We start from the raw sequence: 18,774 nt of genomic DNA on the forward strand, positions 1-18,774 counted from the left end.
CCGGCGGAGATCGCGGGACACGGTGCCGACGTCCGCGCGAGCGGTGTCCCGGGGTCACCTGCGGGTGGTCGCGGAGGCATGCGGGTGAGAGGCATGGGCGGCGGCCGGATCGCCATACGTACGGGGCTGCGGTGGAAGCTGAGCGCGGCGATCGCGCTGGTCGGCGCCCTGGTGGCGGTCGTACTGAGCCTCGTCGTGCACAACCAGGCCCGGGTCTCGATGCTGGACAGCGCGCGTGACCTCGCGGACGAGCGCATCCAGATCGCCCAGCGCAGCTACGAGCAGTCCAAGCGGCTGAACTTCCCCAACCTCACGATCGACGACCCGGAGCTGCCGGCGGCGCTGCGGGAGAAGGTCGAGGAGGGCCGGCGGGCGACCTACGTCACCGACACCCCGAGCGGCGCGCCCGACATCTGGGCGGCCGTACCCCTCAACAACGGACACGTCCTGTCGCTGCGCACCGGCTTCACCGACCGCAGCGACCACATCCTCAACCGCCTCGACCAGGCGATGATCATCGGCTCGATCGCGGTGGTGCTCGGCGGCAGCGCGCTCGGGGTGCTCATCGGCGGACAGCTGTCGCGGCGGCTGCGCAAGGCTGCGGCCGCGGCGAACCAGGTCGCGAGCGGCGAGCCGGACGTCAGGGTGCGGGACGCCATCGGCGGTGTCGTACGGGACGAGACCGACGATCTCGCGAGCGCGGTGGACGCCATGGCGGACGCGCTCCAGCAGCGGCTGGAGGCGGAGCGCCGGGTCACCGCGGACATCGCGCACGAGCTGCGGACGCCGGTCACCGGGCTGCTGACGGCGGCCGAGCTGCTGCCGCCCGGACGGCCCACGGAACTGGTCCTGGACCGGGCGAAGGCCATGCGCACGCTGGTCGAGGACGTCCTGGAGGTGGCCCGCCTGGACAGTGCGTCGGAGCGGGCCGAGCTGCAGGACATCCTGCTGGGCGAGTTCGTCAGCCGGCGGGTCGCCGCCAAGGACCCCGCCATCGAGGTGCGGGTCGTGCACGAGTCGGAGGTCACCACCGACCCGCGGCGCCTGGAGCGCGTGCTGTTCAATCTGCTGGCCAACGCGGCACGGCACGGCAGGCCGCCGATCCAGGTCACGGTCGAGGGCCGGGTCATCCGGGTCCGCGACCACGGCCCCGGGTTCCCGGAGCATCTGATCGCCGACGGCCCCAGCCGCTTCCGCACCGGCAGCAGCGACCGCGCGGGCCACGGCCATGGCCTCGGTCTGACGATCGCCGCAGGTCAGGCCCGGGTTCTCGGGGCCCGGCTGACCTTCCGCAACATTCGCCCGCCGGGCACCCCGGACCCGGTGCCGGCCGAGGGCGCGGTGGCCGTCCTCTGGCTCCCGGAGCACGCGCCGACGGCCACGGGGAGCTACCCGATGCTGCCGTAGCGGCAGCATCGACGGCTCACCACGACCGAGAGCTCACTCGAAGGACTTCGAGAAGTCGAGCTCCTCGCTCCGCTCGGTCAGCGAGTACCAGTTGCCGTTGTCGTCACGGAAGATCGCCTCGATGCCGTACGGCCGCTCCTGGGGCTCCTGGATGAACTCGACCCCGCGTGCCTTGAACGTCTCGTAGTCCTCGCGGCAGTCGTCGGTGTGGAACGCCCCGGCGCCGATGACCCCCTTCGCGACGAGCTTCTTCAGCGCCTCGGAGGACTCGGGGTCGAGGCCGGGTCCGTCCAGGCTCATCAGCGCGAGCTCGACGTCCGGCTGCCCCTTCGCCCCCACGGTGACCCACCTCATCTCGCCCATGGACAGGTCGTTGCGCACCTCGAAGCCGATCTTCTCCGTGAAGAACGCCTTGGTGCGCGCCTGGTCGAACGTCCAGACGGTGGTGATGCCCAGCCCCTTGATCATGACCCTGCTCTCCCCTGCTCTGCCTCGTGGTTCCTTCCGTCACGTTAGGCAGGGGCGCGGTCAGCGCGCTTCTTCAGAGTTGCTGTCCTGCTGCGCTTCGGAGCTGCTGTCCCGCTGCTCTTCGGAGCTGCTGTCCCGCTGCCGGAAGCCGCCTGTCCAGAGCATCGCGTAGCAGCCGGGTATCAGTGCCGCCCCGCGTCCGACGTGCTTGTCCCGGTACTCGCTCGGTGACAGCCCGGTCCGTGCCTTGAACTTCGCGGAGAAGGTGCCCAGGCTGCTGAACCCGACCAGATGGCAGATCTCCGTCACGGTCAGGTTGGCGACCCGCAGATACTCCTCGGCCCGCTCGATCCGCCGGTGGGTCAGATACTGGCCGGGTGTCTCGCCGTAGACCTCCTTGAAGGCCCGCACGAAGTGATACCGCGAGTACCCGGCGTGTGCGGCCACGGCGTCCAGATCGAGGGCGGGGTCGGCCCACTCCCGGTCCATGGCGTCCTTGGCCAGCCGCAGCTGCCGCACCTTGTCCATACGGTCGATCGTGACACGCCCCACTGACAACGGCGGCGGGCGCGGGGGCAGTGCAGAGCCACTGCCGGTTCCAGCAAAGGGAAAGGCCCCCGGGCTGTGTACCCGAGGGCCTCTCTCGTGCCGGGCGGGACGGTCCGCGCCGTCTCCGGGGCCGGCCTAGATGCCGCCCTCGACAGCCTCCGGCTTCGGGCCCTCGCCGCCCTTGAGCGGGACTTCCTTGACGAACAGGGCCGCGGCCAGCGACAGCACGGCGATCACCGCTCCCAGCAGGAACGCCGAGTGCGTGCCGGCCGACACCGCGTGCTGGTACGCCTCGCGCACCGCGTCCGGCAGCTTCGCCAGGCTCGCCGCGTCCAGCTGCGCCGACTGCTCGGTCACCTTGGAGCCCAGCGACCCGGCCCGCTCGGACATGACGTCCTGCACCCGGTTGTTGAACAGCGCGCCCATGATCGCGACGCCGAACGAGGAGCCGAGCGTACGGAAGAGGGTGGTGGAGGAGGACGCGACGCCCATGTCCTTCATCTCGACGCTGTTCTGCGCGACCAGCATGGTGATCTGCATCAGACAGCCCATGCCGAGTCCGACCACGGCCATGAACACCCCGGACATGAAGCGCGAGGTCCCCGTGTCCATGGTCGACAGCAGGTACAGCCCGCCGACCATCGCGACGCTGCCGACGATCGGGAAGACCTTGTAGCGCCCGGTGTTCGTGGTCACCCGGCCGGCGACCATCGACGTGACCAGCATCGCCCCGAGCATCGGCAGCAGCAGAAGGCCGGAGTTGGTGGCGGAGGCGCCCTGCACCGACTGCTGGTACAGCGGCAGGAACAGCGTCGCGCCGAACATCACGAACCCGGTGATGAAGCCGATCAGGGACATCAGCGTGAAGTTCCGGCTGCGGAAGATGTGCAGCGGCACCACCGGCTCGGCCGCCCTGGTCTGCCAGAACACGAACCCGACGAGCGCGGCGACACCGATGCCGATCAGCTCCATGATCCGCGCGGACGTCCAGGCGTACTCCGTGCCGCCCCAGGTGGTGACCAGCACGATCGCGGTGATTCCGACGGTCAGCAGGCCCGCGCCCAGGTAGTCGATGCGCGCCTGCGACCGCTTCTTCGGCAGGTGGAGTACGGCGCTGATCGCGGCGAGCGCGATGACGCCGAGCGGCAGGTTGATGTAGAAGGACCAGCGCCAGCCCCAGTTGTCGGTGATGGTGCCGCCGACCAGCGGTCCGCCGATCATCGCCAGCGCCATGACGCCGGCCATCATGCCCTGGTACTTGCCGCGCTCCCGCGGCGGGATCAGGTCACCGATGATCGCCATGACGCCCACCATCAGACCGCCGGCGCCGAGTCCCTGCACGGCCCGGAACCCGATGAGCTGGCCCATGTCCTGGGCCATGCCGCTGAGCGCGGATCCGATGAGGAAGAGGACGATCGACGACATGAAGACGCCCTTGCGCCCGTACATGTCGCCGAGCTTGCCCCACAGCGGGGTGGAGGCCGCGGTCGCCAGGGTGTACGCCGTCACGACCCACGACAGATGCTCCAGGCCGCCCAGCTCGCCCACGATCGTCGGCATCGCGGTGCCGACGATCATGTTGTCGAGCATCGCCAGCATCATCGTGATCATCAGCGCCAGCAGTACGACCCGTACGCTCTTCGGCTGCTTGTCGGCCGGATCGGCTTGCTTCGCCTGATCCGCCGGTCCTGTGTCCACTGCCAGTGTGTCCGACATGATTCCCACTCCCCCAGCTACTTACTTGCCGCCCGGCTAGTTGCCTACACTGAAGGAAGGTAGATGCGTAACTAGCCGGGCGTCAAGTAAGTTTTCTGGAAAGCCGAGAAGCACGAGGATGGGTGGCACCATGGACGGCACCAAGCAGCGGCGCCGCGGGAACACCCGCCAGCGCATCCAGGACGTAGCCCTCGAACTCTTCGCCGAGCAGGGCTACGAGAAGACCTCACTGCGCGAGATCGCCGAGCGCCTGGAGGTCACGAAGGCGGCCCTGTACTACCACTTCAAGACCAAGGAAGAGATCATCGTCAGCCTCTTCGAGGATCTGACGAAGCCGATCGAGGAACTGATCGACTGGGGCAGGCAGCAGCCGCACACCCTGGAGACCAAGCAGGAGATCGTACGCCGCTACAGCGAGGCCCTGGCCGGCGCGTCGCCCCTGTTCCGCTTCATGCAGGAGAACCAGGCGACCGTCCGTGAGCTGAGCATCGGCGAGACGTTCAAGGACCGCATGCTCGGCATGCGGGACATCATCATCGATCCGGACGCCGACCTGGTGGACCAGGTGCGCTGCATCAGCGCCCTGTTCACCATGCACGCCGGGATGTTCGTGATGAAGGACCTCGAAGGCGACCCCGAGGAGAAGCGCAAGGCCATCCTCGAGGTCGCCACGGATCTGATCACTCAGGCGCACAAGGGCGCCTGACCGGCTCGGTGCCTCAGATCGAGAGGCCGTTGGCCCGAAGGAAGGCCACGGGGTCGACGGCGGAGCCGTAGTTGGCGGTCTTGCGGATCTCGAAGTGCAGGTGCGGACCGCTGGAGTTACCGGTGTTGCCGGACTTGGCTATCTTCTGGCCGGTCTTGACGACCTGGCCGATCTTCACGTCGATGCGCGACAGGTGGGCGTACTGGGAGAAGGTCCCGTTGCCGTGCTTGATGACGATGGCGTTGCCGTACGCGGGACCGTCACCGGCGCCGTTGCCGCCCGCCTTGACGACGGTGCCGCCGTGCGCGGCGACCACCTGGGTGCCGGTCGGGACGGCGAAGTCCTGACCGCTGTGGGTGGACTGCCACATGCCGCCGGCCTGCGCGAAGCTGGCGGACTTCGTGTACTTCTTGACCGGCTTGACCCAGGAGACGGCCTTCTTGGCCGGGGCCTTCTTCGCGGCGGCCTTCTTCGCGGCCGTCTTCTTCACGGCGACGGTCTGGGCCTGCACGGCGGCGGGAGCGGCGGGGGCGGAGGTCATCTCAGCAGCGACCGCGCCTCCGGCGCCCAGCACGACCGATGCTCCCAGTCCGGCGGCCAGCACAGCAGCACGGGTGCGGAGCGCGGACGTACGGGGCGAACGGAACGAGAAGCGCGGGGACATTCGAAACCTCACGGGTACGACGACAGGGAAAACCACCCGACACATCAGGTCGCCGGATGGCCATCCCTTGGTAACCCCGCCGGACCCCAACCCCAAAACCCTTCAACTACGACGAGGGCTAGTACTCCGCACCAAAAATCCCCGCATCTTGACAGAGCACCCAATACGGACGAACCAGGGTCAACGCCAAAACCGTCCGCCAGTTTTCATAGATAAAGTCCGTTTTGCCCTCCAGGCCCCTTTCCACTATTCCCGCTAGTAACGGACAAATCGCCTGTGCGGCATGTCACCGCCCTACGCAATCGGAAGACCCCGGAATGTGACGGGCACTACGCTGCTGTTCCGCCTACGAGGGCACTCAGGGGGAGGCCGCGTGGATCCGACGGTCATCGGCACGAAAATCGCGTCCGGTCTGGTCGGCCCGCTGGTGAAAAGACTGTTCGTGCAGGCAGGACCGGGTGCCGGCCTGGTCGACAAGCCCGTACGGCTGTCGGCGCTGGTGTCGTTCCGGGGCGAGAAGCGCAGGCTCGGCGACAAGGAGTTACGCAGACTCGTCCGCGAGCTGGTTACAGCGATGTCACCGTGTCCGGAGACTTCAGCCCGGCCCAGATCCGGGGCTGTCTCGACGGGCAGAAGCTCCGGAGTCTGGAACTACGCCGCGGATCCGTCACCAACCTGGGTTTCCTCGGGACGTATCAGAACCTTCGCCGACTCCATCTCCAGGACTGTCCGGAGATCTCGTCGCTCGCGTCGCTCCACGGGACACCTCTGCGCATCCTCATCCTGAACGACCTCCCCGCCCTGACGGACATCAGCTCCATGCGCGCGCTCGCCGGGACACCGCTTGAGTGCCTCTTCCTGCCTCCGAACGCGCGCGACCTCTCCGTTCTGGCCGAGTTCCCCTCGCTGACCGAACTCCGGCTCATGCTGAACAACCCCATCAGCCAGGAGGACTGGCGGTACGTCACATCCCTACCGCAGCTGGACAGCCTGTTCCTGAATCCCGGCGAACTCACGAGTCTCGCCTCGAAAGGCATCCGGCTGGAGAAACCGACGTCGGTGAGTCTGGCCGTCGAGGACAGGTCATCGGCCGATCTACGGGACGCCGTCACCGTGTTCCCCGGGATGACCAGCCTGAATGTGCACTTCGCCGAGGAGCTCGACCTGGCCCCGCTGTCCGCCCATCCCCGGCTGAAAAGGGTGAACACATTCACCGCACGTGTTCTCAACGCCGCCGAACTTCCCGCCACCATCCACCTTGTGGCACCGGCCCCGCCACACGGCGATGAGTGATCGCGCAACATCATGTGACGCACACCTCTAGCGACTTACCCTCCAGTAACCTTACCGTTCCCCTCACGCCACCCCCACCCACGAACATGCACGCGACAACAACAGAGCGCACGTGACGTGAGAGGAACCCCCCACATGACGCTTCGCCAGCCCTGGGCGCGCCGTATAGCGGTCGGCACTGTTTCCGCGGCCGCCCTCGTGGCCCTCGCGGTCCCCGCCGAAGCGGCCACGGCCGCGAGCACCTCGACCACCGCCACCGCCACCGCGGCGGCCGAGGATGTGGACTACGACACCTGGCAGCAGGACTGCAAGGCGGTCATGAACCAGGCGCTGCCCTATCTGAAGCAGCGGATCGCCGGCACCAAGCCGGGTGAGAAGCAGGCGATCGTCTTCGACATCGACAACACCACCCTGGAGACGGACTTCGGCTTCAGCTACCCGCAGCCGGCCAACAAGCCGGCCCTGGAGGTCGCCAAGTACGCCCAGGAGCACGGCGTCTCGGTGTTCTTCGTGACGGCACGCCCGGGCATCATCGCCGGGGTGACCGACTACAACCTCAAGCACGTCGGCTACAAGGTCTCCGGCCTGTACGTGCGCGGCTTCTTCGACCTGTTCAAGAACGTCGCCGACTACAAGACGGCCCAGCGCGTCGACATCGAGAACAAGGGCTACACGATCATCGCGAACATCGGCAACAGCGCCACCGACCTGTCGGGCGGCCACGCCGAGAAGACGTACAAGCTGCCGGACTACGACGGGCAGCTTTCCTGACCCGTCCCTCCAACTCCGGGTAGTCTCACCCCCGTTCGCACGGTCACGGGGGTGAGGCGAATGGAGCCCGCAGTACTGGGCAGTCGGCTAGCGTCCGGACTGGTCGGTCCGCTGGTGCGCAAACTGTTCGTCCAGGACGCCCCCGGCGCGGGGATGGTCGACAAGCCCGTACGCTTGACGGACCTCGTGTCCTTCCGGGGCGAGAAGCGCACCCTCGGTGAGAAGGAAGTCCGCAAACTCGCCGCCAAGCTGGTGGCGGAGGCCGTGGCCTCGCCCGGCGAGCGGCCGTTCCCGCCTGACGAGGAAGCGGCCGTCTCCGACACGCTCGCCCTTCGGCTGCTCGCCCTGGGTGACCTGGAGATGGACGACGTCCAGGCAGTACGACTGGGCAGTCACGAACTCGCCCAGAAGCTTCATCGTCGGGCCACTCCCCCGGACGGCCTGTCCGGGGACGCCTGCGTCTTTCTCGACTCGGCGACACAGTGGGCGTGCCTGCACATCCTGGAGTTCTTCACCCGCCGCTCCACGTTCGTAGCCCGGACCCTCGTGGAGCACAGCCGCGTTCACTCCGAACTGATCGCCCGCGTCAACGAGTTGCTCGCCCGCACCCCACGCCCCGACGCCCGGGACACCGCCTTCGAACGCCGCTATCTGCCTTACATGGTGGAGCAACACAACCACATCACCATCTACGGCATCGACCTGCGCGACTCCCCCGACCGCTGGCCCCTCGAAGTCGCGTATCTGAGTCTGGAGGCGACTCGGGACGAAGAGCGGGCGGCTTCGGGGAGCCGCCCCGACAGCACCTTCAGCGTTCACCTCCCCGCCGAGGAAGCCCTCCTGGACCACGACTGCGTGCTGCTGCGCGGGGACGCCGGTTCGGGCAAGACGACCCTGGTGCAATGGCTCGCCGTGACCGCCGTCCGCAACGGGGACCGGGTCCCGTACGTTCTTCCGCTGCGCACCCTGATCCGCGCGGGCGCGCTGCCGACACCCGAGCGTTTCCTCGGTGCGGTGAGCTGCCCCCTGGCGCCGCCGGATGGCTGGGTCGAGCGGGTGCTGACCGCCAAACGCGCGCTGGTCCTGGTTGACGGACTGGATGAGATCCCCGACGCAGACCGGCACCGGACCCGTGCCTGGCTCCTGGGGCTGATCCATGCCTTCCCCGGCAACCAGTGGCTCCTGACCTCGCGCCCCACAGCCGTACGCCCCGACTGGCTCACCGCCGAAGGGTTCCGCGAGCTGGTCCTCGCTCCGATGCGCCGGAGCGAGGTGACCACATTCGTACGCCGGTGGCACGCGGCGGCGCAAGCTCCCGAGTACCAGGGGCCGCTGTTGGACGCGCTGCGCACCAAGCGGGACCTGGCGAGGCTCGCCACCAACCCGCTCATGTGCGGTCTGATCTGCGCCCTCCACCGAGAGAGGCGCGGATATCTGCCCATTAGCCGCCAGGAGTTGTACGACGCCGCCCTGTCTATGCTGCTGGCCCGCAGGGACCGGGAACGGGGCATGGGAGTTCCCGACGGCATCGACCTCGGCCAGGCGGCCCGCTCGGAACTGCTGCGGCGCATCGCCTACGCACTGATCCTGAGCAGCCGTACCGAGATGGAGCAAGAGGCGGCAGAAGCGGTCGTGGAGCGCGCCCTCCCCAGCATCGCGACGCCTTCAAGTCGGCACGATGCCACGACGATCTTTCGCCATCTCCTATTACGCAGCGGCCTGTTGCGCGAACCGGCACCGAACATCGTGGACTTCGTGCACCGCACCTTCCAGGACTACCTGGGCGCGCTGGCAGCCGTGGAGGAAGGCCACATCGATGTACTGGTGAGCCGTGCCCACGATCCGCAGTGGGAGGACGTAATCCGCATGGCTGTGGCACACGCCCGGCCGCATGAACGGGCCGGCCTCATCAGAAAGCTGCTGTCCCTCGCCCACACGCGCACCGACCTGCTGGCTCTGGCCTGCCTGGAGCATGCGACATCCCTGGACCCACAGGTGCGCACGGAGGTCGAGGAACGGACGGCGCTGTTGATTCCGCCCCAGACCAAGGCTGAGTCCCGGGTACTCGCGGAGGCCGGTGGCCCACTCATCCTGGAACTGCTGCCAGGGCCTGAGGGCCTCTCCGCCGCGGAGGCAGCTGAGGTGACCCGCACGGCGGCGCTGGTGGGAACCGACGGGGCGCTGCCCGTCCTGAAAAGCTTCCGGAGTCACCCCGACCTCGCGGTGCGCGCGCAACTCGTGGCGGCCTGGGGTCAGTTCGACGCCGCGGAGTACGCCGACGAGGTCTTGGCGCACGTCGACGCGAGCGATCTGTTCCTCACTGTGCGGGAGGACGCGCAGCTCCGCGCCCTGGCCCGACTGGGCCCCCGTCCCTGGGTCCGCTTCAACGGGCCGCGCGACCCGGCGGCGCTCCTCTCGGCGCTGGACAGGGAAGTCCTGAGCCATCTGGTGGTCTACGACAACGCCCGGCTGACCGACCTGGCCTTCCTGGCGTCCCTGCCCGAACTGAGCTATCTGCATCTGCACCGTTGCCCCGGCATCACCGACCTCTCACCGCTCGCTGCCACCGGGCTGAGCGAACTGCATCTGTGCTGGGACCGTCGCGGCGCCCCGATGATCGGCCTGGACCGATGCACGGGGCTCAGCCGCCTGGGAATCGACGGAGAACTCTCGTGGGGCGTCCCCCTCTCCGAGTTCCTGCCCACCGCAGCACCCCTCGAGTTTCTCTTCCTCTCCCAGGGTGCGGTGGAGAGCAGGGGGTTGCAGGACATCGGCCGGTGGCCGACGCTGCGAACGCTGAGTCTGGGGCCGGAGCCGGGGCGGCTGTGGCGAAGGGACTGGGAAGCGATCGCAGAGCTGCCTCGGCTCAGTCGGCTGTTTCTGCACGCATCGCTGCTGGACCGTATCGATGACGCCCCGCAAATGCCCGGGATCGAAGTCCTGCGGGTCACCCAGCTGATGGGCAGAGAGCAGTTGCACAGGCTCGCCCGGTGCTTCCCTGGCGTCCGTCAGGTCACCCTGGCAGCCGCATCGGATCGGTTCCTCAACGACGAGTGGTACGCAGATGTCTTCCCAGATGCGGAGATCGTCGTGGAGCCCCGCTCCTGAGCCTTTCGGAGCGAGGGTCCCGGAACTGAGCAGGCATACCAAAGGGGCCGGTGCTCGGAAGCACCGGCCCCTTTCAGCTGGTGAGGCTGGGGAGGCTTACGCCTCCTTGCTCAGGTTCGGTCCGGTGCCACCGGCCGCCTGCTCGATCGGCGGGACGTCCGGCAGGGCCGACTTCTCCTCGCCGCGGAAGGTGAAGGTCTTGGTCTCGCCCTCGCCCTCCGTGTCGACGACCACGATGTGACCGGGGCGCAGCTCGCCGAAGAGGATCTTCTCCGACAGGCTGTCCTCGATCTCGCGCTGGATCGTGCGGCGCAGCGGCCGGGCGCCCAGCACGGGGTCGTAGCCCTTCTTGGACAGCAGCTCCTTGGCGGACTGGGAGAGCTCGATGCCCATGTCCCGGTCCTTCAGGCGCTCGTCCACCTTGCCGATCATCAGGTCGACGATCGCGAGGATGTCGTCCTGGGTCAGCTGCGGGAAGACGACCACGTCGTCGACGCGGTTGAGGAACTCGGGCCGGAAGTGCTGCTTGAGCTCGTCCTGGACCTTGTTCTTCATGCGCTCGTAGTTGGACTTGGTGTCACCCGAGGCCGCGAAGCCCAGGTTGAAGCCCTTGGAGATGTCCCGGGTGCCGAGGTTGGTCGTCATGATGATGACCGTGTTCTTGAAGTCCACGACCCGGCCCTGGGAGTCGGTCAGACGACCGTCCTCCAGGATCTGCAGCAGCGAGTTGAAGATGTCCGGGTGGGCCTTCTCGACCTCGTCGAAGAGGACGACGGAGAACGGCTTGCGGCGGACCTTCTCGGTCAGCTGGCCGCCCTCTTCGTAGCCCACGTAGCCGGGGGGCGAACCGAAGAGACGCGAGACCGTGTGCTTCTCGCTGAACTCCGACATGTCGAGGGAGATCAGCGCGTCCTCGTCACCGAAGAGGAACTCGGCGAGGGCCTTGGACAGCTCGGTCTTACCGACACCGGACGGGCCGGCGAAGATGAACGAGCCACCGGGGCGCTTCGGGTCCTTCAGACCGGCACGCGTACGGCGGATCGCCTTCGACAGCGCCTTGACGGCGTCCTTCTGGCCGATGACCCGCTTGTGGAGCTCGTCCTCCATGCGCAGCAGACGCGAGGACTCCTCCTCGGTCAGCTTGAAGACCGGGATGCCGGTGGCGGTCGCGAGGACCTCGGCGATCAGCTCGCCGTCGACCTCGGCGACGACGTCCATGTCGCCGGCCTTCCACTCCTTCTCGCGCTTGGCCTTCGCCGCCAGCAGCTGCTTCTCCTTGTCGCGGAGCGAAGCTGCCTTCTCGAAGTCCTGGGAGTCGATGGCCGACTCCTTGTCGCGACGCACGCCCGCGATCTTCTCGTCGAACTCGCGGAGGTCCGGCGGCGCGGTCATCCGGCGGATGCGCATCCGGGAGCCGGCCTCGTCGATCAGGTCGATCGCCTTGTCGGGGAGGAAGCGGTCCGAGATGTAGCGGTCGGCCAGGGTCGCGGCCTGGACGAGGGCCTCGTCCGTGATCGAGACACGGTGGTGGGCCTCGTACCGGTCACGCAGACCCTTGAGGATCTCGATCGTGTGCGGCAGGGACGGCTCGGCGACCTGGATGGGCTGGAAGCGGCGCTCGAGGGCCGCGTCCTTCTCCAGGTGCTTGCGGTACTCGTCCAGCGTCGTCGCACCGATGGTCTGCAGCTCACCGCGCGCCAGCATCGGCTTCAGGATCGAAGCGGCGTCGATGGCGCCCTCGGCGGCACCCGCACCGACCAGCGTGTGCAGCTCGTCGATGAACAGGATGATGTCGCCGCGGGTGCGGATCTCCTTGAGGACCTTCTTCAGGCGCTCCTCGAAGTCACCGCGGTAGCGGGAGCCGGCGACCAGCGCGCCGAGGTCCAGGGTGTAGAGGTGCTTGTCCTTGAGGGTCTCGGGCACCTCGCCCTTGACGATGGCCTGGGCGAGGCCCTCGACGACGGCGGTCTTGCCGACGCCGGGCTCACCGATCAGGACCGGGTTGTTCTTGGTACGGCGGGACAGCACCTGCATGACCCGCTCGATCTCCTTCTCGCGCCCGATGACCGGGTCGAGCTTGGACTCACGAGCGGCCTGGGTGAGGTTCCGGCCGAACTGGTCGAGGACCAGGGACGTCGAGGGGGTGCCCTCGGCAGGCCCGCCGGCGGTGGCGGTCTCCTTGCCCTGGTAGCCGGAGAGCAGCTGGATGACCTGCTGCCGCACCCGGTTGAGATCAGCGCCCAGCTTGACCAGGACCTGGGCGGCGACGCCCTCGCCCTCACGGATCAGGCCGAGCAGGATGTGCTCCGTGCCGATGTAGTTGTGACCCAGCTGAAGGGCCTCGCGGAGCGACAGCTCCAGGACCTTCTTGGCACGGGGGGTGAAGGGGATGTGCCCGGACGGGGCCTGCTGGCCCTGGCCGATGATCTCCTCCACCTGCTGGCGGACCGCCTCGAGCGAAATCCCGAGGCTCTCAAGGGCCTTGGCGGCGACACCCTCACCCTCATGGATCAGGCCCAGGAGGATGTGCTCGGTGCCGATGTAGTTGTGGTTGAGCATCCGGGCTTCTTCCTGAGCCAGGACGACAACCCGCCGCGCGCGGTCGGTGAACCTCTCGAACATCGTTAATCGCTCCTCAGAGCGGTCAGGCAGTGGGGGGAACTTCCCCTCCCTGTCCTTCCGCAGCTTAGTCCCGCAAGCGGGGACCGCTCATTCCAACTGCCGACACCGTCGATGGCCTCCTGACCCCGAACGCCGACATCTGCTCCAACCCGATGGTGCGAGACGATGTTCCCGCAGGCCAGGCAGTTACCCTCACCATCAGTACGCCGATGGCGAACGTGAGACTCACTGTCCTGCGTGTCGCCCCCTCCCACTAGGGATGTCTTACCCGCTGGGACTGACACTCCATGCCGCGCCCCCCGGTTCCCTCCGCTACGGGCGAACAACCTTGCGCCACCCCACACCCCCGCACGCCCCCTGTTTCGACACGCTGCGCATCCGTCAGCGCACCCAGCGTAACCCGCACGCCCATTCGGCGGTTGCTCTTGGCATGGTCGGCACCCGTCCCTCGATCACCACGGACATCGCTGCGATCCCCTTCCCCCGTCGGCCGCTCGATCCGAGCGGTCAGGTCCGGCGGTGGTACGAGAACGAACTGGACTGGCCGGTGGTGCCCACGGCCCCCGGATCCCCGCCGGCCCTAAGGGTGGGTCTGCGCTTCGACGTCCTGGACGTCCCGGCCGAGGCGGGCCGTGCGGCCCTGCGCCATCTCGGGCCGTACTCCCCGGTGGCCGTCCAGGGCGACCGGATGCGGCTGCTCGTCGCGGCGGGCTGCGCGGAGGAGGTGCCGGGGGTGCTGGCCTGGCTGGAGTGGGGGGCGCTGCCGCTGGACCTGACGGCGCTCGGCGAGGGCGACCTCATGGAGGCGCCGCTGCCCGCGCGGGCGATCGGGACGTCTGCGGCCGTATGGCATTCGGCCTGGCATCGCACCGGTGAGGTGCGGCCGTCGGCTTTCGTACGGCACCGCGCCGACGAACCGGGTCCGGTCGGGGCGGCCGTACGGCGACCCGTCGATGCCGGACCGAGGGGGGCCGTACGGCGTGCGGGGCTGTCGGGGCCCGGTGATGTGCGGCCGCTTCCCCTGGGCCGCTCCGGTGCCGTGCAGGGGGCCGCCGTGTGGCTGCGGCCCCCCGAGCCTGGGGGCGAGGTCGAGGCCTCGCTGCCGACGTTGTCGGCCCTCGGGGGCGGTGGGGGCGCCCCCGATCTCGTGCGGGTTGTGGACACGGTGGCGTCGCACTGCCACCGCCTGCGGCTGAAGCGCGTGTACGCCCGGCCGCCGGCCCGTCCATAGGCCTGTTCCGTGGATCAGGCTTTGCCCTGGATCAGGCGTTGGCCTTCTCGTATGCCTCACGAATGGACGCGGGAACACGGCCGCGGTCGTTGACCTCGTAGCCGTTCTCCTTGGCCCACGCGCGGATCTGTGCGGTGTCCTGGCTGCCACCGGAAGCGGCGCGCGCCTTTCCACGACCACCCGAAGCGCGGCCTCCGGTACGACGACCGCCCTTCACGTAAGGGTCGAGAAGGCCACGGAGCTTGTCCGCATTGGCAGTCGTGAGATCGATCTCGTACGTCTTGCCGTCCAGCGCGAACGTCACGGTCTCGTCCGCCTCGCCGCCGTCGAGGTCGTCGACAAGAAGGACCTGAACCTTCTGTGCCACCGGATTTCCTTTCATCGATAACTTGAGGGCCTGGGGTCTGCGGCGTCCGCCGTTTCGCCGTCCCCTGTTATATGCAGTACTGCAGTACGTCGGAAAGCAAACCGCTTTTGCTGGAAAAACACAAACCCCCGGGAGAGACCCACAGCCCGGGCACCGTCCGGAAACATGCGCGTTTCGGACATAGGGCACCTGGGCACGGCCTGTCGGGCGGAATACACCTTGCGGATCCTTGGAGGATCCTTCGCGATCACAGATGCAGAAGCATCCGGCTGTTGCCCAAGGTGTTCGGTTTCACTCGTTCGAGACCGAGGAACTCCGCCACGCCCTCGTCATAGGAACGCAGCAGCTCCGCGTAGACATCGGTGTCCACCGGCGTCTCACCGATCTCGACGAAGCCGTGCTTGCTGAAGAAGTCCTCTTCGAAGGTCAGACAGAAAACGCGTCGAACGCCGAGCCAGCGAGCGGTGTGCAGCAACTTCTCCAGCAACTGGTGACCGACGCCGGCGCCCTTCAGACCTGGCTTCACCGCGAGAGTGCGCACTTCCGCCAGGTCTTCCCACATCACGTGCAGCGCACCGCAGCCGACGACCTCGCCGTTGTCGTCACGTTCGGCGACCCAGAACTCCTGGATGTCCTCGTAAAGCGTCACCGTGGCTTTGTCGAGCAGGATGCGCCGGCGGACGTACTCGTCAAGGAGACGACGTACCGACGGGACATCGCTGGTACGGGCCCGTCGGACGGTGATGGCTTTTGAGCTGACTTCTGGGCTCTCGGCCGAGGGAGTCCCGGTCGAGTGGCTCTCTGCTGACATGAGCGGACGCTATCGCCCGTCGGGCTCCTGTGCTGAGCCGGGGTTCTCGCCTGCGGTATCCGGCCGGGTATCGGTGCCGGTATGCGGGGCGGGGGTTTGGGAGCGCCGGGTTTGGGAGCGGCGGGTTTGGCCGCGGGCGGTATCGGAACGGGCAGTATCGGAACCGCGGGTATCGGCGTTGTCGCTATCGGTGCTGGTATCGGTGCTGCCGGTATCGACGCGGCCGGTATCGGTGTCCGTTACGGCGCGGGTATCGGACGACGCCGTCGGCGGGGGTTCGAGGGTTTCCGGGACCTGGACGATGCGTACGGCGTCCCGCAGGGCCTGGCGCTGTTCCTCGCTCATCATGCCGAAGAAGGCGACGAGTGCGGCGGCGGGGTTGTCACTCTGCGACCAGGCGTCGTTCATGAGGGCCGCGGAGTACGCGGCTCGGGTGGAGACCGCCTCATATCGATAGGCCCGGCCTTCCGCTTCGCGGCGTACCCAGCCCTTCTGATGGAGATTGTCCAAAACGGTCATGACCGTTGTGTACGCGATGGACCGTTCCTGCTGGAGATCTTCCAGGACTTCTCGAACGGTCACCGGGCGGTTCCACTTCCACACCCGCGTCATGACCGCGTCTTCGAGTTCTCCCAATGGGCGAGGCACAGTTCAGCACAATAGTGGGAGTTACGGTTGTTCGCGTGCCGGACGTGCAGTTTCTCTGGCAAACGAGAACAAAAAGGGCGTACGACTCGGAAAGCGCGAGGCTTGGAGTCGTACGCCGTTGTGCATGCCGCCGCCGACCGGGAGGCGGCGGCCGATGTCAGGCGTCCTTGGCTGCGGAGGCCTGCCGGGCGCCCTCCGCCCGCGCGAGGGCGGCGTCCACGACGGCGTCCTCCTTGGCCTTGTTGGCTCCGCCCTGGGTCTTCACGATCACTCGGATCACACCGATGAAGAAGACGGCCATGACGGCCGGGGGGAGGAGTGCGGAGACGTAGTCCATGCGTCCAGGGTAGCCAGGGGGGTGGGGGGTTCCGGCGGTGGGTGCCGGGGTGGGCGGCCGCCTGGTGTGCGTGGGCGGCCGCCCGGGTGCGGGTGTGGTCCGAGTGGTGCGGCCACGTGATGGGGGCTTCTTTAGCCTGCCGCGAGGTGTTGGGAAGGGTTGGTGGGGGGTGGGGTCGGCTTGCGGCGGGGGAAGACCTCGCCGGGGGTCGGGATGGGGCGGGTCGGCTTCGGGGCGGGGGTGCGCTCGGGGCCGGGGTCGGGCTTGGGGGTGGCCGGCTTTTCTGCGGGCTTCTTGCGGGGTTGTTTGGCGGGTTCCTGGGCGGCGGCGGCCTGGGCCGGGACGTCGAGCGGGGTGCCGGGGGTGGGCGCGGGGGTGCCGGGGGTGCCGGGGGTGCCTGTGGAACGGCCTCCAGGAACGGCCTGGAGGTGGGTACGGGACGCCGGGATGATTGGCGTGGTGCGCGGGGCCGTCGGGTGGGCGGTGTCGCGCTCCAGGGGCAGGCAGCGGGCCAGGAGGGTGGCTGCGGTGGGGTTGCCGCGCAGGGCCCTGAGGGCGGCGAGATCCTCGGGGATCGGGGGGTAGCCGGCGCCGAGGGCCTCTTCGAGGAGGGTCAGGTAGCCGGCTGCGGTGCCGGGGAGGGCGGCGCGGTAGCGGGCGAGGTCGGCAACCAGGAAGGCACGCAGTCGGGCGCCCTCGCGCATCGCCTCGTCTAGATTCTCGGCGAGACGGAGACAGGCCTCGACGTCCTGGGCCGGGGCGGGGCTGGGGGTCAGGGCAAGGTCGAGGGCGCGGCGGAGCACACGCAGCTCCTCCACGCCGAACGCCATGCCGCCGCGGGATCCGTATGGCGTGGGCATGCGCCGACGATACGCGCTAATCAGACAAACGCGGCATATGGGGGCGGTGTGGCGTGGGGTGACACTCGGGTGGGTGGGGTGCCTGCGGCGGCCTGTGCGGGTTCGGTGGGGGTTCGTGTAGCGCCTGCGGGTGGGGGGTGGGTCGGGGCCGTGCCGGGGGGTGTCCGTCCTCGGTCGGGCGGTTGCCCGGCGTCAGGAGGGTGCCCTTTTTTTGACGCCCGCCGCTGCGGGCGGACACCCCCCGGCACGTCCCCTTGCCGCCGTACGCGGCTGCACCTCTCGACTCCGCCTGCTTCTTGCAGCCCGTCCTACGTCGGTCCGCAACCATTCGGCCGGCCAGCCCCGCCCCTTCAGCCCGTCCGGCGTTTGAGGACGAGGCCGTTCAGGCCGAAGCGGGGGCTGGGGCGGCGCGGTCACATGCGGGAGACGTTGCGTTCGTAGACCAGGCGGAGGCCGATCAGGGTCAGCCAGGGTTCGTGTTCGTCGATGACCGAGGATTCGCCCAGGACCATGGGGGCGAGGCCGCCCGTGGCGATGACCGTGACGTCGTCGGGGTCGTCCGCGAGTTCGCGGGCCATGCGGTTGACCACGCCGTCGACCTGGCCCGCGAAGCCGTAGATGATGCCGGACTGCATGGCCTCGACCGTGTTCTTGCCGATGACGCTGCGGGGGCGGGCCACCTCGATCTTGCGGAGTTGGGCGCCGCGTACGCCCAGGGCCTCCACGGAGATCTCGATGCCGGGGGCGATGACGCCGCCGATGTACTCGCCGCGGGCGCTCACCGCGTCGAACGTCGTCGCCGTACCGAAGTCGACGACGATCGCCGGGCCGCCGTAGAGGTCGACCGCCGCGACCGCGTTGATGATGCGGTCGGCGCCGACCTCCTTGGGGTTGTCGGTGAGGATCGGGACGCCCGTCTTCACGCCCGGTTCGACCAGGACGGCGGGGACGTCGCCGTAGTAGCGGCGGGTTACCTCGCGCAGTTCGTGGAGGACGGAGGGGACCGTCGCGCAGATGGCGATGCCGTCGATGCCGTCGCCCAGTTCGTCGCCGAGGAGCGGGTGCATGCCCATGAGGCCCTGGAGGAGGACCGCGAGCTCGTCCGCCGTGCGGCGGGCGTCCGTGGAGATGCGCCAGTGTTCGACGATTTCCTCGCCGTCGAAGAGGCCGAGGACGGTGTGCGTGTTGCCTACGTCGATGGTGAGCAGCATGCCGG

18 protein-coding genes are annotated in these 18,774 nt (G+C 68.3%); 7 read left to right on the forward strand and 11 right to left on the reverse strand.

What is annotated here, in order from left to right; all coding sequences use genetic code 11:
* Positions 1 to 78 precede the first annotated feature (78 nt).
* Positions 79 to 1,407 carry a two-component system sensor histidine kinase CseC gene (gene cseC / locus CP983_RS18820; RefSeq protein WP_107904489.1) on the forward strand — a complete coding sequence of 443 codons (1,329 nt, stop codon included), beginning with the start codon at positions 79 to 81 and terminating at the stop codon, positions 1,405 to 1,407.
* Positions 1,408 to 1,440: 33 nt separating this feature from the next.
* On the opposite strand, the gene CP983_RS18825 is transcribed toward cseC, so the two are convergent.
* The 3 genes from CP983_RS18825 to CP983_RS18835 all read right to left on the reverse strand — a co-directional run bounded on the left by CP983_RS18825 (position 1,441) and on the right by CP983_RS18835 (position 4,140).
* Positions 1,441 to 1,875 (reverse strand): VOC family protein, encoded by a 435-nt coding sequence (locus tag CP983_RS18825; RefSeq protein WP_107904491.1) that lies wholly within the window; start codon positions 1,873 to 1,875, stop codon positions 1,441 to 1,443.
* A 60-nt stretch (positions 1,876 to 1,935) separates the two neighbouring features.
* Complete coding sequence (locus CP983_RS18830) at positions 1,936 to 2,403, reverse strand: helix-turn-helix transcriptional regulator (protein ID WP_150500616.1); 468 nt, start codon at positions 2,401 to 2,403, stop codon at positions 1,936 to 1,938.
* 156 nt (positions 2,404 to 2,559) lie between these two features.
* A complete protein-coding gene (locus CP983_RS18835) occupies positions 2,560 to 4,140 on the reverse strand; it encodes an MDR family MFS transporter (RefSeq protein WP_150500618.1) in 1,581 nt (526 codons plus the stop codon).
* A gap of 118 nt (positions 4,141 to 4,258) precedes the next feature.
* Between CP983_RS18835 and CP983_RS18840 the strand changes: the two genes are divergently transcribed.
* Entirely contained in the window at positions 4,259 to 4,846 is a 588-nt protein-coding gene (locus CP983_RS18840; protein WP_107904497.1) for a TetR/AcrR family transcriptional regulator, read from the forward strand.
* A 13-nt stretch (positions 4,847 to 4,859) separates the two neighbouring features.
* On the opposite strand, the gene CP983_RS18845 is transcribed toward CP983_RS18840, so the two are convergent.
* Positions 4,860 to 5,510, reverse strand: coding sequence for a M23 family metallopeptidase (locus CP983_RS18845; protein ID WP_150500620.1), 651 nt, complete (start codon positions 5,508 to 5,510; stop codon positions 4,860 to 4,862).
* A gap of 283 nt (positions 5,511 to 5,793) precedes the next feature.
* On the opposite strand from CP983_RS18845, the gene CP983_RS45205 reads away from it, so the two are divergent.
* The 4 genes from CP983_RS45205 (at position 5,794) to CP983_RS18865 (ending at position 10,682) form a co-directional block, all read left to right on the forward strand.
* Positions 5,794 to 6,297, forward strand: a complete 504-nt coding sequence (locus CP983_RS45205) for an NACHT N-terminal Helical domain 1-containing protein (protein WP_373309895.1) — start codon at positions 5,794 to 5,796, stop codon at positions 6,295 to 6,297.
* Between the two features lie 32 nt (positions 6,298 to 6,329).
* Complete coding sequence (locus CP983_RS18855) at positions 6,330 to 6,803, forward strand: hypothetical protein (RefSeq protein ID WP_150500622.1); 474 nt, start codon at positions 6,330 to 6,332, stop codon at positions 6,801 to 6,803.
* Positions 6,804 to 6,938: 135 nt separating this feature from the next.
* A complete protein-coding gene (locus CP983_RS18860; RefSeq protein ID WP_150500624.1) occupies positions 6,939 to 7,574 on the forward strand; it encodes an HAD family acid phosphatase in 636 nt (211 codons plus the stop codon).
* A gap of 60 nt (positions 7,575 to 7,634) precedes the next feature.
* Complete coding sequence (locus tag CP983_RS18865; RefSeq protein ID WP_150500626.1) at positions 7,635 to 10,682, forward strand: NACHT domain-containing protein; 3,048 nt, start codon at positions 7,635 to 7,637, stop codon at positions 10,680 to 10,682.
* A gap of 96 nt (positions 10,683 to 10,778) precedes the next feature.
* Here the strand turns inward: CP983_RS18865 and CP983_RS18870 are convergent, their stop codons facing one another.
* A complete protein-coding gene (locus tag CP983_RS18870) occupies positions 10,779 to 13,304 on the reverse strand; it encodes an ATP-dependent Clp protease ATP-binding subunit (RefSeq protein WP_030947794.1) in 2,526 nt (841 codons plus the stop codon).
* 430 nt (positions 13,305 to 13,734) lie between these two features.
* On the opposite strand from CP983_RS18870, the gene CP983_RS44455 reads away from it, so the two are divergent.
* Positions 13,735 to 14,535: an SCO3374 family protein gene (locus CP983_RS44455; RefSeq protein WP_189749088.1), complete on the forward strand. Its 801-nt coding sequence runs from the start codon at positions 13,735 to 13,737 to the stop codon at positions 14,533 to 14,535.
* A gap of 31 nt (positions 14,536 to 14,566) precedes the next feature.
* Here the strand turns inward: CP983_RS44455 and CP983_RS18890 are convergent, their stop codons facing one another.
* The 6 genes from CP983_RS18890 to CP983_RS18915 form a co-directional block, all read right to left on the reverse strand.
* Positions 14,567 to 14,902 carry a histone-like nucleoid-structuring protein Lsr2 gene (locus CP983_RS18890; RefSeq protein WP_030959275.1) on the reverse strand — a complete coding sequence of 112 codons (336 nt, stop codon included), beginning with the start codon at positions 14,900 to 14,902 and terminating at the stop codon, positions 14,567 to 14,569.
* A gap of 247 nt (positions 14,903 to 15,149) precedes the next feature.
* Complete coding sequence (locus CP983_RS18895; RefSeq protein WP_107904505.1) at positions 15,150 to 15,713, reverse strand: amino-acid N-acetyltransferase; 564 nt, start codon at positions 15,711 to 15,713, stop codon at positions 15,150 to 15,152.
* A 9-nt stretch (positions 15,714 to 15,722) separates the two neighbouring features.
* Positions 15,723 to 16,361, reverse strand: a complete 639-nt coding sequence (locus tag CP983_RS18900; protein WP_150500628.1) for a BlaI/MecI/CopY family transcriptional regulator — start codon at positions 16,359 to 16,361, stop codon at positions 15,723 to 15,725.
* Positions 16,362 to 16,518: 157 nt separating this feature from the next.
* A complete protein-coding gene (locus CP983_RS18905; protein ID WP_107904509.1) occupies positions 16,519 to 16,698 on the reverse strand; it encodes a hypothetical protein in 180 nt (59 codons plus the stop codon).
* A 131-nt stretch (positions 16,699 to 16,829) separates the two neighbouring features.
* On the reverse strand, positions 16,830 to 17,528 hold the full coding sequence (locus CP983_RS18910) for a hypothetical protein (RefSeq protein ID WP_150506690.1): 699 nt from the start codon (positions 17,526 to 17,528) through the stop codon (positions 16,830 to 16,832).
* A 443-nt stretch (positions 17,529 to 17,971) separates the two neighbouring features.
* Complete coding sequence (locus CP983_RS18915) at positions 17,972 to 18,769, reverse strand: type III pantothenate kinase (RefSeq protein ID WP_030967788.1); 798 nt, start codon at positions 18,767 to 18,769, stop codon at positions 17,972 to 17,974.
* Positions 18,770 to 18,774 lie beyond the last annotated feature (5 nt).

The organism is Streptomyces chartreusis (assembly GCF_008704715.1).
In the GTDB taxonomy this organism is placed as follows: domain Bacteria; phylum Actinomycetota; class Actinomycetes; order Streptomycetales; family Streptomycetaceae; genus Streptomyces; species Streptomyces chartreusis.

Excerpts from the sequence above, each read along its gene's own strand:
- CP983_RS18855 (WP_150500622.1), top strand. The coding sequence starts at position 6,330 with ATGCGCGCGCTCGCCGGGACACCGCTTGAGTGCCTCTTCCTGCCTCCG.
- CP983_RS18845 (WP_150500620.1), bottom strand. The coding sequence starts at position 5,510 with ATGTCCCCGCGCTTCTCGTTCCGTTCGCCCCGTACGTCCGCGCTCCGC.
- CP983_RS18910 (WP_150506690.1), bottom strand. The coding sequence starts at position 17,528 with ATGGCGTTCGGCGTGGAGGAGCTGCGTGTGCTCCGCCGCGCCCTCGAC.
- CP983_RS18895 (WP_107904505.1), bottom strand. The coding sequence starts at position 15,713 with ATGTCAGCAGAGAGCCACTCGACCGGGACTCCCTCGGCCGAGAGCCCA.
- cseC (WP_107904489.1), top strand. The coding sequence starts at position 79 with ATGCGGGTGAGAGGCATGGGCGGCGGCCGGATCGCCATACGTACGGGG.
- CP983_RS18860 (WP_150500624.1), top strand. The coding sequence starts at position 6,939 with ATGACGCTTCGCCAGCCCTGGGCGCGCCGTATAGCGGTCGGCACTGTT.
- CP983_RS18865 (WP_150500626.1), top strand. The coding sequence starts at position 7,635 with ATGGAGCCCGCAGTACTGGGCAGTCGGCTAGCGTCCGGACTGGTCGGT.
- CP983_RS44455 (WP_189749088.1), top strand. The coding sequence starts at position 13,735 with ATGGTCGGCACCCGTCCCTCGATCACCACGGACATCGCTGCGATCCCC.
- CP983_RS45205 (WP_373309895.1), top strand. The coding sequence starts at position 5,794 with ATGTCACCGCCCTACGCAATCGGAAGACCCCGGAATGTGACGGGCACT.
- CP983_RS18905 (WP_107904509.1), bottom strand. The coding sequence starts at position 16,698 with ATGGACTACGTCTCCGCACTCCTCCCCCCGGCCGTCATGGCCGTCTTC.
- CP983_RS18835 (WP_150500618.1), bottom strand. The coding sequence starts at position 4,140 with ATGTCGGACACACTGGCAGTGGACACAGGACCGGCGGATCAGGCGAAG.
- CP983_RS18870 (WP_030947794.1), bottom strand. The coding sequence starts at position 13,304 with ATGTTCGAGAGGTTCACCGACCGCGCGCGGCGGGTTGTCGTCCTGGCT.
- CP983_RS18825 (WP_107904491.1), bottom strand. The coding sequence starts at position 1,875 with ATGATCAAGGGGCTGGGCATCACCACCGTCTGGACGTTCGACCAGGCG.
- CP983_RS18915 (WP_030967788.1), bottom strand. The coding sequence starts at position 18,769 with ATGCTGCTCACCATCGACGTAGGCAACACGCACACCGTCCTCGGCCTC.
- CP983_RS18840 (WP_107904497.1), top strand. The coding sequence starts at position 4,259 with ATGGGTGGCACCATGGACGGCACCAAGCAGCGGCGCCGCGGGAACACC.
- CP983_RS18830 (WP_150500616.1), bottom strand. The coding sequence starts at position 2,403 with ATGGACAAGGTGCGGCAGCTGCGGCTGGCCAAGGACGCCATGGACCGG.